The organism is Neptuniibacter sp. PT8_73, from assembly GCF_047778045.1.
GTDB lineage: Bacteria > Pseudomonadota > Gammaproteobacteria > Pseudomonadales > Balneatricaceae > Neptuniibacter.
In genome coordinates this window covers 414,274-430,073 of record NZ_CP180545.1, presented here as the reverse complement: position 1 = coordinate 430,073, position 15,800 = coordinate 414,274, and the positions used below count along the sequence as shown (strand labels likewise).

The window sequence follows — 15,800 nt, the reverse complement described above, 5'->3', positions numbered from 1 at the left end:
GAATAACCCACCTGTTCTAACACTAAGACATTAAATACTTATAAAACAATAAGTTACATTCAACATCGTAAATTTCAAAAACAAAAAATGGGTCTAATGACCCATTCCCGATATACAAAGCCTTAGATTAAAGACTCTGCATTTTACCTACGAAAAAGCCCCTTAAAAGGGGCCTTACGTAAAAATAAGGTTGGTAGCGGGGGCTGGATTTGAACCAACGACCTTCGGGTTATGAGCCCGACGAGCTACCAAGCTGCTCCACCCCGCATCAAAAACCTAAAACGATTCGACATTTCTGTGAATCTGAAGTCAGGACAGCTAACCGAAATTTAGCTTTTTGACTTCAAAGAATAAGAGACTTACTAAATAAACAATTCACTTATCCAAAAACTGGTGCAAATTGTATATGTACTGAGGCTCTTAATCAAGAAATATGGTGCCCAAGGCCGGACTTGAACCGGCACGGCCTGACGGCCACTACCCCCTCAAGATAGCGTGTCTACCAATTCCACCACTTGGGCAACAAACTTTTAAAAAACTGTTAGTTATTTTGAGGAATATCAGAATCTACAGGCGCTTCTGGCTTAGACTCATCAAAAACAGGTAGCGCTGGCTCTTCAGCAACTGCAGACTCAGCTGCTTTGCTTTCGATAAGTTCAGCAGATGGAATACCTGCATCACCAACAGAATCAGCTTTTTCTTTAGCGTATACAGCTAAAACAAAGCTTGTAACAAAAATACCCGCAGCAACAATACCTGTTACGCGAGAAAGGAAGTTACCGCTACCGGTACTACCAAAAACAGTCTGCGAAGCACCTGCACCAAAAGAAGCGCCAGCTTCAGCACCCTTGCCTTGCTGCAGCAAAATTAAGCCAATTACAGCGGCTGCCAACAATACATGAATAATTAAAACTACTGTTTCCATCTCAGAACCGTTAGTTATGCACCTGCTGCTTGGCAGATGGCAATAAAGTCGTTTGCTTTAAGGGATGCTCCACCAACAAGCCCCCCATCAACATCTTCATTCGCGAACAATTCAGCTGCGTTAGCAGCATTTACACTGCCACCATACAAGATACGCATTTTGCTAGCTAGCTCAGCATCACATTCAGCAATCATATTACGAATAGATGCATGCACTTCTTGCGCCTGTTCTGGCGTTGCAGTTTTACCCGTACCTATAGCCCATACTGGCTCATAAGCAATTACAGCATCTTCAAATTGTTCGATCCCTGCAGCATCTACAACAGATTTTATCTGTCGTTCAACAACTGCAAGTGTATTTCCTTCTTCACGCTCTTCAAGCGTTTCACCAACACATAGGATTGGCTTCAAGCCAGCTGCAACTGTTGCTTTAAACTTATCTGCAACCAATTCGTCTGACTCAGCATACAAACTACGGCGCTCGGAATGACCAAGAATGACGTATTCGCAGCTTAAATCTTGCAACATCTCCAAAGAGATCTCACCCGTAAAAGCACCGTTATTTTGCTCGCTAACGTTCTGCGCACCCAGCACAACAACAGAATCAGCAGTCAATGCTTTTACTTGAGAGAGGTATATAGACGGCGGACAAACCAGCACATCAACAGCATTGGTTTTAAGCTCAGCATTCAGGCCTTCCATCAATGCATTGATAGATGCTGAATTACCATTCATTTTCCAGTTACCGGCTACTAAGGCTGTACGCATTTATACCCCCATTTAAAGAGGCGCAAATATTAACTGGCTTACTCTGAACTTTCAAGCGCAAGCAGTGCTTTTTCAACCTCATCCGCTAACTGCTGACACAAGCTGTTAACTTCTTCTTCGTTTTCACCCTCGATCATAACGCGAACAACAGGTTCAGTGCCTGACGGGCGAAGTAGAACACGACCTCGATCACCTAATTGCGCTTCGGTTTTAGCAACGGCAACACTGATCTCTTCAACTTCTGAAATATTGTGCTTTTGCGCCATACGCACATTGATCATTTTCTGCGGTAATTTGGTCATACCGTGACGAAGAGTATTCAACGTCTCACCTGTTTCAACGATTGCCTTCAGTACCTGCAATGCTGCAACTGTACCATCACCCGTAGTTGTCAGATGACGACAAACAATATGTCCTGAGCTTTCTCCACCAAGCAACCACTCACGTTTGTATAACTGCTCCATCACATAACGATCGCCAACGTTTGCGCGAACAAATTGAATTCCTTCTCGCGCATAGGCTTGCTCTAGACCGAAGTTAGTCATTAACGTCCCGACTACCCCGCCACAAAACGTTCCTTCACGACGCATTTGCGCGGCAATCATGTATAGAAGTTCATCACCATCGACTTCTTCACCGAGGTGATCAACCATAATCACACGATCACCGTCACCATCTAAAGCGATACCTAAATCAGCTTTTTCTGCTGTGACAACCGTTTGCAAACGCTGTGTAGCGGTAGCACCGCATTTTTCATTGATATTTAGACCATCTGGCGCCGATGCTATCTCAACAACCTCTGCACCCAACTCCGAAAACACTGCCGGTGCAACGTGGTAGGTAGCGCCATTGGCACAGTCTAAGATTATCTTTAAGCCCTTAAGACTGATACCGCCAGCAGTAGCCTTACAAAACTCAATGTAACGACCAGCAGCATCATCAATACGACGCGCTTTACCTAATTCTGCAGAATCGACCGTAGTCATTGCGATATCCATCTGCGCTTCAATCGCCTGCTCAATCTCGTCAGGCAGTTTAGTACCTTCCGCAGAGAAGAATTTAATGCCGTTATCGTAATAAGCATTGTGTGATGCACTGATGACGATACCAGCATCAGCACGGAAAGTGCGCGCTAGATAAGCAACAGCTGGGGTTGGCATTGGACCGGTGAGTAACACATCCACACCAGCAGCAGATAAGCCTGCCTCTAAAGCAGACTCAAACATGTAACCTGATATGCGCGTGTCTTTGCCAATCAGTATTTTACTGTGCCCTTCTCTTGAAAATACTTTACCTGCAGCCCAACCCAACTTAAGCACAAAATCAGGAGTAACTGGAAATTGACCAACCTTGCCACGAATACCATCAGTACCAAAATAACGCTTACTCATTCACTTATATTCCTTTTTATACCGTCTCAGCCATAACCGCGCGTGTCATTTTCACTACATCGACCGTTTCAGCAACGTCATGAACACGAAGTATCTCTGCACCTTGCATTACAGCAATCGCCACAGTGGCTAAGCTACCCGGTAGTCGCTGCTCTACCTCATTATTGAGAACAGCCCCTATCATCGACTTTCGTGACGCCCCTATTAGCAAGGGAAGGTCATGTTTCTTTAGTCTGCCTAAATTATTCATCAGACGTAAATTATGTTCTATGCTTTTACCAAATCCGAACCCTGGATCTAATAACAATCTGTCTTTTGAAATACCGACTACTTCGCATGCTTCCACCCGCTGTAATAAGAAGCGCTCAACATCGTCGAGCACATCATCATACAAGGGTGCATCTTGCATTGTCGCTGGATTGCCCTGCATATGCATTAAGCAGATAGGCAGATCAGTATTAGCTGCCGCTTCTAGCGCACCTTCACGACCTAGAGCTCTGACATCATTGATCAAGCCAGCACCCAATTTAGCCGACTCGGTAATTACTTCAGGAGTGCTAGTATCTACTGAAATAACTACATCTAGTTCTAATGAAATTTTCTCTACAACAGGAAGCACTCGACTCTGCTCTTCACCTAAACTTACAACAGCAGCACCTGGACGGGTAGACTCGCCACCCACATCCAAGATTGTTGCACCAGCAGCCACCATCGCTTCAGCTCGTCGAATTACATTATCCAGCCGTACTTGCTGATTGGAATACAACGTTCCGCCATCCGAGAAAGAATCAGGCGTAACATTCAAAATCCCCATAACATGGGTATCAGCTAAGTTTAGAATTCGATTACCACAGACTAACTGGCGCATAGATCCCGTTCTTCAATACTTTTATAAAATGAAAAAAGGCTGACCTTCTACAAAGCCAGCCTTTTTATATTCACCTTAAGCTTAGTGAATATTATTATCCGGTGAGCGAGGAGCGTCCTGATCTGAATCATCATCTGATCGATCATCAGCGTCTGATTCTGTATCAGTATTTACGCTTTCACTAGCTCCATGGTCTGAACCATTTTTATCTTCTTCCACCCAACCTTCAGGTGCCGACACTTCTTCGCGACTCATCAACTGATCGATCTGCTTACTATCAATCGTTTCGTACTTCATTAATGCCTGACACATTGTCTCTAGGATATCGCGATTATCATCCAGAATCTGCTCTGCCTTCTGGTAACAATCATCGATAATCTTGCGTGTTTCTGTATCAATGCGACGCTGTGTTTCTTCCGCTAATGGCTTAGCACCTTGACCGTAGCCACGGTTAAATGGATCTGCATCTTCTTCATCGTATAACAATGGCCCTAATTCATCGCTTAGCCCCCACTTCGCCACCATATTACGAGCGAATGAAGTTGCGCGCTGAATATCATTAGATGCACCAGTGGTTACACCCTCTTTGCCCAAAGTCATTTCCTCAGCAATACGACCACCGTAAAGCGAGCAAATATTAGACAGAATAGACTGACGGCTATGGCTATAACGGTCTTCTTCAGGCAAGAACATCGTTACACCCAATGCACGACCACGTGGAATGATAGACACTTTATACACAGGATCATGTTCTGGCATTAGACGACCAACAATCGCGTGACCAGCTTCATGATAAGCGGTATTCAAGCGTTCTTTCTCAGACATAACCATAGATTTACGCTCAGCGCCCATCATAATTTTGTCTTTCGCTTGCTCAAACTGATTCATACTTACAGTGCGTTTGTTAGCGCGTGCTGCAAATAGGGCCGCTTCGTTTACAAGGTTTGCTAGATCAGCACCAGAGAAACCCGGCGTACCACGCGCAATCAGATCAGGCTTAACATCTTCACCTAATGGTACTTTACGCATGTGCACTTTAAGAATTTTTTCACGACCAAGGATATCAGGCAGGCCTACATGAACCTGACGGTCAAAACGACCCGGACGTAATAACGCAGGATCAAGCACATCTGGACGGTTAGTCGCAGCGATTACGATAATACCTTCACTGCCTTCAAAGCCATCCATCTCTACCAACAATTGGTTCAATGTCTGTTCACGTTCATCATTACCACCACCCATACCAACACCACGGTGACGGCCTACAGCATCAATCTCGTCGATAAAGATGATACATGGAGCATTTTTCTTCGCTTGATCAAACATGTCACGTACACGGGACGCACCCACACCTACGAACATCTCTACGAAGTCAGAACCAGAAATACTAAAGAAAGGCACTTTAGCTTCGCCAGCGATTGCTTTCGCCAACAAGGTTTTACCGGTACCCGGATTACCCGCCATCAATACACCACGTGGAATATGGCCACCTAGGCGCTGAAACTTACCCGGATCACGAAGAAAATCTACCAGCTCACGAACATCTTCTTTTGCTTCTTCAACGCCAGCAACGTCATCGAAGGTCGTTTTAATCTGATCTTCGCTCATCATACGTGCTTTAGACTTACCGAAAGACATCGGACCGCCTTTTCCACCGCCGCCTTGCATCTGACGCATGAAGAACATGAACACTGCGATAATCACAAGAATAGGGAAAGAAGCGACTAGCAACTGAGTCCAAATGCTCTGCTGCTCAGGTTGCTTACCTTCAATCACAACATTGTGATTAATTAGATCATCAACCAGTTTAGGATCCTGAAGCGCTGGGCGTACGGTTTCAAACATATCACCGTTAGAGCGCTGGCCCTGAATAATATAGCCATCAATAATGACTTTAGTTACACGATCATCCTGAACTTCTTTGACGAAATCAGAGTAACTTAGTCGGTTAGACTCGGCCTTTTCATTAAAATTATTAAAAACAGTCAGCAATACCGCTGCGATCACCAGCCATAGAACTAGATTTTTCGCCATATCATTCAATGGAATACCCTCAATTTGCTGATTTTGTTAGGCGTTATTAGAAAACGCTAAACACTATACTATGCAGCCACGATTGACCACTAAAACACTAATTAACCTTTAAAACCTTTACCTAAAAGGTACACTTCACGGGATCTAGCTCGAGAAGAATCAGGCTTACGCGTAACCACTTTGTCAAAACTTGTACGCATATCTTTTAAATATTGATCAAAACCTTCACCTTGGAATACTTTAGCGACAAAGGTACCTCCAGGCTTTAACACCTCGCGTGCCATATCCAAAGCAAGCTCAACCAAATACATCGCCGCTGGCTGATCAACAGCAGACATACCACTCATATTGGGGGCCATATCTGAAATTACAAGGTCTGCTGGTTCATCTCCTAATGCATTTAGGATTTTATTCAGCACTTCTTCCTCAGTAAAGTCACCTTGAACGAACTCTACACCCGCCATACTGTCCATTGGCAGAATATCTGACGCCACCACACGACCGTGATCACCGACCCGTTCCGCGGCCACTTGAGACCATCCCCCAGGTGCCGCACCTAGATCTACAACAGTCATTCCCTGCTTAAGTAGCTTATCTTTTTCATCTAATTCAATCAGCTTAAAACTAGCACGCGATCTATAACCGAGTTCTTTGGATTTCTTCACCCAATGATCATCAAAGTGTTCTTTTAACCAACGTTCACTACTTGATGCTTTCGCCACTTCGTTTCACTCTCTTGATTGAATGAGCCATGCGCTACTCAGAACCGCATAACTCAGGTAAAATATAATTAATTAAATATGCTGGACTAGGGTATTAGATAATATTCGCATTAAACGCCCAGCTAAACTTTGAGGCAACGTATTTTAATATGAGCTTGAGCACTGAGCAAAAGAAGCATTACCGCACTATAGGCCACAAACTTAATCCTCTAGTAACTGTAGCAGGAAAAGGCCTAACTGAAGCTATTCAACTTGAAGTCGATCGTGCTTTAGAAGATCACGAACTGATCAAGGTAAAGTTTGCTGTTGGTGATCGCGACGTTAAAAAACAACTAATTCGCGAACTATGCGAAATTGTTGAAGCTGAGATAGTGCAAGAGATTGGCCATATTGCGCTAATTTACCGCAGAGCGCTTGAGCCGAATCCAAAACTATCTAACTTGTTACGTTAAGATCTCTTAGCTATCTATTAAAACAGCTTAAATACAAAAAAGGGTGCCTAAGCACCCTTTTTTTTAGTCCGCTCAAATATGAGCAACCTCATCAATCTCATACTCAGTAGCACCACCCGGCGTCTGAATATTTACGATATCACCTTCCTCTTTGCCGACTAAGCCACGAGCGATTGGTGAATTAACTGAGATTTTATTCGCTTTAATATCAGCTTCATCATCACCGACAATCTGATAAGTCTTAGACTCATCAGTATCTAAGTTAATGATAGTTACTGTAGTACCGAAGATAACCTTACCAGAGTGCGGAATAGCTGTTACATCAATTACCTGACAGTTAGACAGCTTAGCTTCCAGCTCCTGAATACGACCTTCGATAAAACCCTGCTGCTCACGAGCAGCATGGTATTCAGCGTTTTCCTTCAGGTCACCGTGTTCACGTGCTTCTGCAATATCAGCAATTACGCGTGGACGATCTACAGTTTTCAGTTGATCAAGCTCTTCACGAAGCGCTTTCTCACCTGCTGCAGTCATAGGTACACGATTCACAATTATGCTCCTATATCCTGAACGCGACGAACTTCTTTCTCTTCGCCGTACTGTAGTGCCATAGTAATCGCTTCAGCACCTGCCAATGTAGTGGTATATGGCACTTTATGCTGTAGAGCGCTACGACGAATATCAGCAGAATCTTCAATCGCTTTACGGCCTTCTGTCGTATTCACAATGTAAGCAATCTCATCATTCTTGATCATATCAACAATGTTTGGACGACCTTCCATCACTTTATTTACAACTTCAACCTCAAGGCCCTGCTCAGCCATTAGCTTAGCAGTACCGCGAGTAGCGACTAGCGTGAAGCCTAGCTCAGCTAGATCTTTAGCAATCTGCATGGAAGCATCTTTATCAACTTCACGTACAGAGATGAACGCCTTACCCGCTTGCGGCATAGTTTCGCCCGCACCGATCTGCGCCTTCATAAACGCTTCACCGAAGGTAGCGCCAACACCCATTACTTCACCAGTAGATTTCATCTCTGGGGATAGAATTGGATCAACACCTTGGAACTTGTTGAACGGGAATACAGCTTCTTTCACGTTAAACAATGTTGGTACGATCTCTTTAGTGAACCCAAGTTCAGCTAGAGACTTACCAGTCATTACCTGCGCACCGATTTTCGCTAGAGAAACACCGATACACTTAGAAACAAACGGCACTGTACGGGATGCACGAGGGTTAACCTCAATCACGTAAATTTCACCATCCTGATATGCAAGCTGCGTATTCATTAGGCCAACTACACCTAGTTCCAACGCCATCTTACGTACCATCTCACGCATTTCATCTTGAACATCATCAGCAAGACTATACGGAGGGAATGAACATGCAGAGTCACCAGAGTGAACACCCGCTTGCTCGATATGCTGCATGATTGCACCGATAACCACATCCTTACCGTCGCAAACTGCATCAATATCAACTTCAACCGCTGCATTCAGGAAGTGATCCAACAATACTGGTGCGTCGTTAGATACCTGTACCGCAGTATTCATGTAGCGGCGCAGCTCTTCCTCTTTGTAAACGATCTCCATTGCACGACCGCCTAGCACATAAGATGGACGAACAACTAGCGGGTAACCAAGCTTATCAGCTTCGATGATCGCTTCTTCTAGAGAACGTACAGTCGCGTTTTCTGGCTGCTTAAGACCAAGGCGCTTCAGCATTTGCTGGAACTGTTCACGGTCTTCTGCACGATCAATCGCTTCTGGAGAAGTACCAATAATTGGTACACCAGCTTGTTCAAGTGCAACAGCTAGTTTCAATGGTGTCTGACCACCGTACTGAACGATAACACCTTTTGGCTTCTCAACATTTACGATTTCAAGCACATCTTCAAGCGTGATTGGCTCGAAGAACAGACGATCAGATGTATCGTAATCAGTAGAAACAGTCTCAGGGTTACAGTTAACCATGATTGTTTCGAAACCGTCGTCACGCGCTGCAAGTGCTGCATGCACACAGCAGTAGTCAAACTCGATACCTTGACCGATACGGTTTGGACCACCACCGATAACCATGATCTTGTCACGGTCAGAAGGATTCGCTTCACACTCTTCTTCATAAGAGGAGTACATGTAAGCTGTATCAGATGCGAATTCAGCGGCACATGTATCAACACGCTTATAAACCGGACGTACATCTAGGTTATGACGATGCTTACGGAACTGCTTCTCAGAAACACCAAGAAGAGTTGCCAAGCGCTCATCAGAGAAACCTTTACGCTTAAGACGGAACACAGCATCTTTATCAAGATCGGACATAGCCGTCTCAGATACGCGCTGCTCATCTTTAATAATGTCTTCCACTTGAACCAAGAACCAAGGATCAATACCACTGATCTCGTATAGTTCTTCGACGCTCATACCCATACGGAATGCATCGCCTAGATACCAGATACGCTCAGCACCCGGCTCTTTCATTTCACGTACGATCGTAGAACGCGCATCTTCGCTAGCAATGTCGATGATTGGGTCGAGACCAGTCGCACCAACCTCTAGACCACGAAGAGCCTTCTGTAGAGATTCCTGCTGAGTACGACCAATTGCCATAACCTCACCAACAGACTTCATCTGAGTTGTCAGACGATCATTTGCCTGAGGGAATTTCTCGAAAGTGAAACGGGGGATCTTAGTAACAACGTAGTCAATAGATGGCTCGAAAGACGCTGGCGTAGCACCGCCAGTGATATCATTTTGTAACTCATCTAGTGTGTAGCCAATTGCTAGCTTCGCAGCTACTTTTGCAATTGGGAAGCCAGTCGCTTTAGATGCCAAAGCGGAAGAACGAGATACACGAGGATTCATCTCGATTACAACCATACGGCCATCTTTCGGGTTTACACCAAACTGTACGTTAGAGCCGCCGGTTTCTACGCCGATTTCACGTAGTACTGCCAAGGAGGCATTACGCATGATTTGATATTCTTTATCAGTAAGCGTTTGCGCTGGTGCAACAGTGATAGAGTCACCCGTGTGAACACCCATTGCATCGAAGTTTTCGATAGCACAAACAATGATACAGTTGTCGTTTTTATCACGAACAACTTCCATCTCGTACTCTTTCCAACCGATCAAAGATTCGTCGATCAACAACTCAGTTGTTGGAGAAAGATCCAGACCACGCTCACAGATCTCGATAAACTCTTCTTTGTTATACGCAATACCACCACCGGTACCACCCATAGTGAAAGAAGGACGAATGATACATGGGAAGCCTAGCTGCGCTTGAACCTGTAACGCTTCTTCCATACTGTGAGCAATTGCAGCACGAGGGCATTCAAGGCCAATTGCTTTCATCGCCTTATCGAAACGATCACGGTCTTCCGCTTTATCGATCGTGTCAGCGTTAGCACCGATCATCTCAACGCCATGCTTTTCAAGAACGCCTTCACGCTCAAGATCCAAAGCACAGTTCAATGCAGTCTGACCACCCATTGTAGGTAGAAGTGCATCAGGCTTTTCTTTGGCGATAATCTTTTCTACTGTCTTCCAGTTGATTGGCTCAATATAAGTTGAGTCAGCCATCGCTGGATCAGTCATAATGGTTGCAGGGTTAGAGTTAACCAGAATGACGCGGTAACCTTCTTCACGCAAAGCTTTACAAGCTTGTGCGCCAGAATAGTCGAATTCACATGCCTGACCGATAACAATCGGGCCAGCACCAAGAATCAAAATACTTTTTAAGTCCGTACGTTTTGGCATCGGTAATAAACCAGTCGTATCAGTTAATAACTGCGGCAGGCGGCTAATTCACACCTGCCTTGTATCGTTTCAAAAGCCTGTTAACTCAGGCCAAACTGCGATTAAGCTTTCGCAGCCTTCATATCTTCGATGAAGCGATCAAATAGAGGCGCAACATCGTGTGGGCCTGGGCTAGCTTCAGGGTGACCCTGGAAACTAAACGCCGCACGATCAGTTCTCTCAATACCCTGCAAAGAGCCATCAAACAGAGATTTATGCGTAGCACGCACATTTTCTGGAAGTGCATCTTCGTCAACGGCAAAACCGTGGTTTTGAGACGTAATCATCACTTGCTTACCATCCAAATCTTGAACTGGGTGGTTTGCACCGTGGTGACCAAACTTCATTTTTACTGTTTTAGCACCAGAAGCCAAAGCAAGTAGCTGATGACCCAAGCAGATACCAAATACAGGTAGATCTGTTTTGCAGATCTCTTCAATAGCAGCAATTGCGTAATCACATGGCTCTGGATCACCAGGACCATTAGATAGGAATACGCCATCTGGATTCATCGCTAACACTTCTGCAGCAGGTGTTTTTGCAGGTACAACCGTTAGACGGCAACCGCGCTCAACCAACATGCGCAAGATATTGCGTTTCACACCATAGTCATATGCAACAACATGGAACTCTTGATCTGCTGCAGTTTTCTCTTCATGACCTTGACCTAGTTTCCAAGTAGAAGAAGTCCACTCGTATGTCTCTTCAGTTGTAACAACTTGAGCTAGATCCATACCTTTTAGACCTGGGAACGATTTAGCTTCAGCTAGCGCTTTAGCTTCATCAATATCACCGGCCATGATGCAACCGTTAAGAGAACCCTTTTCACGCAAAATACGTGTTAAACGTCGTGTATCAATATCAGCGATACCAACGATATTGTTATCCTTAAGATAATCATCAAGGTTCTTTTCATTACGGAAGTTACTCGCAACCAATGGAAGGTCACGAATGACTAAACCAGCAGCCCACGTGCGAGAAGATTCTTCATCTTCCGTATTTGTGCCAGTATTACCAATATGTGGATATGTCAGGGTAACAATCTGACGGCAGTATGATGGATCCGTTAGGATCTCCTGGTAACCCGTCATAGAGGTATTAAATACAACCTCGCCGCTAGACAGACCGTCTGCGCCAATGGCTACGCCCTTGAAAATGCTTCCGTCTTCAAGAGCAAGAATGGCTGGTCTCGCCAATTGAACCTCCCCGCGTAAATGCGCAACAACAAAAATCAGAAACGATACGTGCAAAAAAGCGAGGTAAAACCTGAAGTTAACCTCGCTTTTTTGTTTTAGAAACCTGTGTGTAAATTTTGCCTTAGGCAAAACGACTGCATTCTATGCCAAATTCGCCAATCTGTCCATCGCACTCGACGAAAAGAGTTATGTAACAAACGGTCAATTAATACATCTGTCACATTATTGAAGTAAAAAGCACTACAAGAAACAGTATCAAACACCGCTCCCATAAACATAAGGCCCCTTATGAAGATTTCAACGATTACACGCATTGCGAGCATAACTTTAGCCCTAATCGTAATTTTACTGGCTGCCGCAATTTTTTGGTCCTTAGAACGTCTAGATTCCGCCTTCAAGATGAAAGACGACTATCATGGCTACATCAATGAAATCAACATAAAACTTGAACAGCCCGTGTCAAAGTATTTAATGACAGGGGATGCAACCTTACTTACAACAATAGAAAATAATCTTGAAGAGCTTTCAGTCAGCACACAAAGAAACTTACCAGAAGAGATACGAGCTGGCGTTCTAGATAAATTAAAGAACATAAAGAGCAAAACCCTTACAGAATTGCGCGCTGCAGGAAAACTAGCACAACCAGAAGTATTACTCATACATAATGAAAGAGAATTAAACGACGCTATACAATCCGTCAAAGAATATGCAGATAAAGCAAGTTACGATCAAAACCACATCAAGAATAGCTATGTAGATCTACTATTAAGCCTGCAAAAAAACACTATTCTTCTCAGCCACAGCCGCCAAAGCTTCTTTGAAAATAACAAAAGCGAGAGCTTACAACAGATTGAATTCATCCTAACTGAGCTTAAAAAGGACGCAGAATCAATCAACAAACTTGAGCGACTAGGCATATTCAAAGAAACAGATGATCAGGATGACCTCTCCTCTTTACTAGGCCTTGCAACCGAGGAGAGCGATAACAACAAAGAAGAAATTGGCGATGAACCCTTAGCAAGCATTAAAGATCTTGTTAATCGGTATCCGAAAGAACTTCAAAATGCGAAAAAGTTTAGTCAACAAAAAACCGAATCTAGCTCCGCCGCTCAGAAAAATGTGGCTAATTTAGAGCAATTAGTAGCAAATATCGCCAGCATTATCGCAGATAAATATGAGGACATTCGCTTCTCGGTATACCTAATCATGGCCATATGTACCATCCTGATTATTGCAACAGGTATATCCATGAACATGTTACTGCGTAAATTAGGCAGCATCCTGATTGTAACAACGGAATATATAGATCAACTGTCACATGGAAAATTTAGCAGCAATATCCAAATAGACTCAAGATTAACTGAAGCCGAAACACTTAATAGCGCCATAGACAGGCTACAACACTTCTTCAAAAAATTCCTTATGGATATCGAGCAGGAAACCAACAATTTAAGGCAACTCCAAAACAGCGCTATTACAGAAGCAACGCAATTAGAAAACACCGTTCAACAGCAACAAGCAGCTACCGAAAATGCTGTAGTACAAATAACACAGCTAAACAGCTCATTTACGGAAGTAGCAACAAGAGCAACACAAAGCAGTTCAGCGACACTCGAAGCCTCACAACTAGCAAATAAAGGCTATGAGCAAATTAAAGCTACGGGCGACCATATTGATAAGCTCAACAATGAAATTGCAGCAACATCAGAATCATTGAACGCCCTACAAGAAGATTCTATCGCCATACAAAATGTACTAGGTGTAATACAAGGCTTTGCAGAGCAAACCAACTTATTGGCCTTAAACGCAGCAATCGAAGCAGCACGGGCAGGAGAAACAGGTCGCGGATTTGCTGTAGTTGCAGACGAAGTGAGAAACCTTGCTGCAAACACAGCAAAATCAGCAGACGAAATCCAGAGAATTACAACCCGTTTAAATCAAACGACCGAGCAAACTGTTGAGAAAATGGGCATCCAACAAAGAGCTGCAACCGACACTGTAAATCTTGCAAAAGATGCTCAAGCAGCAATCAAAATCATAAGAAATTCAATCAGTGAAATTAACGACATGAGTGTTTTGATTGCGTCATCAACTGAAGAACAGACCTCCGTGACCTCAGAAATAACAGATACAATTGAGACAACAAATACATTAAGCCAATATACAAAATCTGCAGCTGAAACAAACAAAAAACAAGCAGAGCAACTATCATTCGCAAGCGAACAATTAACCGCAGTCATTTCAAAACTACATTAACAAATAAAAAGCCCGGCTTATGCCGGGCTTTTTATAGTTAAACAATCTACTTTGCAGAAAACTCATTCCAGTTTTTAAGACTTACTTTTAAGGCATTGGCCATAAAACCGTCTGTCTCCATATCCCTTATTGCTTTAGCCAACATCCCTCTTAAGGCACCAGTGTTACATTTGGATTTATGTGAAATAGTTAGATACAAACCCTCACTACTAATAGCTGGGTCAAGCACTTCAAGATCTGATTTATAGCCAAGCAAATCCGCATAAGCCAATCCAGGGTTCTGCTCGTATAAAGCGTAGTCAGCTCTTGACCGCTTAATCATAAGAAAAGCCTGCTTTAGAGACGCAACATACTGCAAATTCAAATTGGCCTTTGCGTACTCATCAAACTCTTGACCAAAACTATTGTTTATTACTGTTACACCCGACCTTCCAATAAGGTCTTCTCGCTTATCGTATACAAGACCAGACCCTTTACGCCGCCAAACAACACTCTTTGTATTGAGGAAAGCTGGATAAACATAATCCATATACTGGTTCCGAGGGATCGTATAAAAAGCCCCAGCCATCAAATCAATCCTGCCGGAACGAAGCATATCCTGCGCTCTGGCCCATGAACCGACATCCTGAAGTTGAATCTCAACACCCAAGCGCTTACCTAGCTCATCCATAATCAAACGATTCGCACCTAACAGATCGGTAGTACCATCATCAGCACGCCAAAGATAAGGTGGGTATTCTGAATTCCCTGTCGCTGTTAAAACCTTACACTCTTCTGCATGCAAAGAAGCAGAGATAACCGCCATTAATGATATAAAACAACAATTAAAATAGAACTTAACGCTCTTCATCACCTACACCTTTCGCGTTGGGTAAGACAGAATCCTCTGAAGCAGTATAGATAGAAGGATGAATATGCAGCAAGTTTATTGAGTTGCTAGTTGCTAGTTGCTAGTTGCTAGTTGCTAGTTGCTAGTTGCTGGTTGCTGGTTGCTGGTTGCTGGTTGCTGGTTGCTGGTTGCTGGTTGCTGGTTGCTGGTTGCTAGAGAGTCTATATGGATAAAGACTAGTGTAAATACTTCCTCGTATTGTTTTAGCCCCACAACGAAAAAACCCCGATCACAGCGTGACCGGGGTTTTCTCTTAATTAAATGCTTGGCGATGACCTACTCTCACATGGGGAAGCCCCACACTACCATCGGCGATGTTGCGTTTCACGTCTGAGTTCGGGATGGATTCAGGTGGTTCCACAACTCTATGGTCGCCAAGCAAAACTGTTACAACTTAGATCTGATTCTTCTTTTATTTGATCTAGATAAGCTTTCGACTGTAGCTCAACTACGCGCTAATTCGTTACTCTCTATCGTCTTACATATCTTACAAGTCACTT

At 43.8% G+C, this 15,800-nt stretch carries 12 protein-coding genes, 2 tRNA genes and 1 rRNA gene; 2 read left to right on the top strand and 13 right to left on the bottom strand.

Features of this window, described 5'->3' with window-relative positions:
• Positions 1-191: 191 nt before the first annotated feature.
• The 8 genes from ACMXYN_RS01930 to rlmE all read right to left on the bottom strand — a co-directional run bounded on the left by ACMXYN_RS01930 (position 192) and on the right by rlmE (position 6,707).
• Positions 192-268: transfer RNA gene (locus tag ACMXYN_RS01930), tRNA-Met, on the bottom strand.
• Positions 269-434: 166 nt separating this feature from the next.
• A tRNA-Leu gene (locus tag ACMXYN_RS01925) sits at positions 435-521 on the bottom strand.
• Between the two features lie 20 nt (positions 522-541).
• Positions 542-925: a preprotein translocase subunit SecG gene (gene secG, locus ACMXYN_RS01920; protein ID WP_415890104.1), complete on the bottom strand. Its 384-nt coding sequence runs from the start codon at positions 923-925 to the stop codon at positions 542-544.
• Between the two features lie 14 nt (positions 926-939).
• On the bottom strand, positions 940-1,692 hold the full coding sequence (gene tpiA, locus ACMXYN_RS01915; protein ID WP_415893248.1) for a triose-phosphate isomerase: 753 nt from the start codon (positions 1,690-1,692) through the stop codon (positions 940-942).
• A 38-nt stretch (positions 1,693-1,730) separates the two neighbouring features.
• Complete coding sequence (glmM, locus tag ACMXYN_RS01910) at positions 1,731-3,083, bottom strand: phosphoglucosamine mutase (RefSeq protein WP_415893247.1); 1,353 nt, start codon at positions 3,081-3,083, stop codon at positions 1,731-1,733.
• A gap of 16 nt (positions 3,084-3,099) precedes the next feature.
• A complete protein-coding gene (gene folP, locus ACMXYN_RS01905) occupies positions 3,100-3,951 on the bottom strand; it encodes a dihydropteroate synthase (RefSeq protein WP_415893246.1) in 852 nt (283 codons plus the stop codon).
• Between the two features lie 81 nt (positions 3,952-4,032).
• Positions 4,033-5,985, bottom strand: coding sequence for an ATP-dependent zinc metalloprotease FtsH (gene ftsH, locus ACMXYN_RS01900; RefSeq protein WP_415893245.1), 1,953 nt, complete (start codon positions 5,983-5,985; stop codon positions 4,033-4,035).
• Between the two features lie 101 nt (positions 5,986-6,086).
• Positions 6,087-6,707, bottom strand: a complete 621-nt coding sequence (gene rlmE, locus ACMXYN_RS01895; protein WP_415893244.1) for a 23S rRNA (uridine(2552)-2'-O)-methyltransferase RlmE — start codon at positions 6,705-6,707, stop codon at positions 6,087-6,089.
• Positions 6,708-6,856: 149 nt separating this feature from the next.
• Between rlmE and ACMXYN_RS01890 the strand changes: the two genes are divergently transcribed.
• Positions 6,857-7,159, top strand: coding sequence for a YhbY family RNA-binding protein (locus ACMXYN_RS01890; RefSeq protein WP_415883301.1), 303 nt, complete (start codon positions 6,857-6,859; stop codon positions 7,157-7,159).
• Between the two features lie 72 nt (positions 7,160-7,231).
• On the opposite strand, the gene greA is transcribed toward ACMXYN_RS01890, so the two are convergent.
• From greA to carA, 3 genes are all read right to left on the bottom strand, one after another.
• Positions 7,232-7,708, bottom strand: a complete 477-nt coding sequence (gene greA, locus ACMXYN_RS01885) for a transcription elongation factor GreA (RefSeq protein WP_415883300.1) — start codon at positions 7,706-7,708, stop codon at positions 7,232-7,234.
• A gap of 2 nt (positions 7,709-7,710) precedes the next feature.
• Complete coding sequence (carB, locus tag ACMXYN_RS01880; protein ID WP_415893243.1) at positions 7,711-10,920, bottom strand: carbamoyl-phosphate synthase large subunit; 3,210 nt, start codon at positions 10,918-10,920, stop codon at positions 7,711-7,713.
• A 101-nt stretch (positions 10,921-11,021) separates the two neighbouring features.
• A complete protein-coding gene (gene carA / locus ACMXYN_RS01875) occupies positions 11,022-12,155 on the bottom strand; it encodes a glutamine-hydrolyzing carbamoyl-phosphate synthase small subunit (RefSeq protein ID WP_415893241.1) in 1,134 nt (377 codons plus the stop codon).
• Between the two features lie 288 nt (positions 12,156-12,443).
• On the opposite strand from carA, the gene ACMXYN_RS01870 reads away from it, so the two are divergent.
• Complete coding sequence (locus tag ACMXYN_RS01870) at positions 12,444-14,411, top strand: methyl-accepting chemotaxis protein (RefSeq protein ID WP_415893240.1); 1,968 nt, start codon at positions 12,444-12,446, stop codon at positions 14,409-14,411.
• A gap of 46 nt (positions 14,412-14,457) precedes the next feature.
• On the opposite strand, the gene ACMXYN_RS01865 is transcribed toward ACMXYN_RS01870, so the two are convergent.
• A complete protein-coding gene (locus tag ACMXYN_RS01865; protein WP_415893239.1) occupies positions 14,458-15,261 on the bottom strand; it encodes a substrate-binding periplasmic protein in 804 nt (267 codons plus the stop codon).
• Between the two features lie 302 nt (positions 15,262-15,563).
• Positions 15,564-15,679, bottom strand: a 5S ribosomal RNA gene (rrf, locus tag ACMXYN_RS01860).
• Between the last annotated feature and the right edge of the window lie 121 nt (positions 15,680-15,800).